This is a genomic window from Brachyspira catarrhinii (assembly GCF_005518285.1).
GTDB classification, from domain to species: Bacteria; Spirochaetota; Brachyspiria; order Brachyspirales; family Brachyspiraceae; genus Brachyspira; species Brachyspira catarrhinii.
This window is the reverse complement of record NZ_SJDU01000656.1, coordinates 1-803: the sequence shown is the minus strand read 5'-3', so window position 1 is coordinate 803 and position 803 is coordinate 1. Positions and strand designations below refer to the sequence as shown.

Below are 803 nucleotides of genomic sequence, written 5' to 3'. Positions count from 1 at the left end.
TATTTTGGATATTTTGGGTAAAAAAAATATAGTTGGGTATTTAGGAGACTTGAAAGAAGTATGTATTAAATATATTTTAAAACGCCCTATAAGTTATTTAAACAATATTATTAATTATATGAATGTAATATTCTATCTTCTAACTCCAATATTAAATGATGAGAGTATTCAATCTAAATCTAATTATTATGATAATAATGTAATAACCTTTATTTCATTAAGAAAGACTATATATAATGTTTTATATTATACACTATTGTGGATAAATATTTTAGTATTTATTATCACTGCTATAGTTATATTTTTTATATCAGGATTGACATGTATTTTTAGATCTGATTATAAATATAATATGCTTCTTCTTGTTTTTTTCTCATCTTTTACTTCTTTTGCTACAATGATAGTAGGTTTATTTACATCATTACCTATGTATAGATATATTTATCCTGTTATACCTATGAGTAAATATCATTAATAGGATTTATAACATTTGTTTATGACAGATGCAGATTTAAAAAATTTATTAAAGAATTAATATGTAATAATAAATGAGAATATAAATAATAATACTAACTATTAATTTTAAAATATTATAAAAAGATCATCTTTTAGGATTGTATTATGAGTTATCGATTTACAAATGCCCAATTACTTGAAATAGAAAATAAAATTCCTAAATATAATAAATATATATTTTTTGAAAAGAGAAATAAATATGCTTTATTAATACCAGTTATTAACGAAGGTGAAAGATTTATATCTCAAATGAATAAAATGAAAGAAGGGAATATATTCAATATTTG

General features: G+C 19.8%; 2 pseudogenes. Both read left to right on the top strand.

Features of this window, described 5'->3' with window-relative positions:
• Positions 1-475: pseudogene (locus EZH24_RS15165) on the top strand (hypothetical protein); the annotation flags it as partial.
• Between the two features lie 146 nt (positions 476-621).
• Positions 622-803 (top strand): annotated as a pseudogene (locus EZH24_RS12895) (hypothetical protein); the annotation flags it as partial.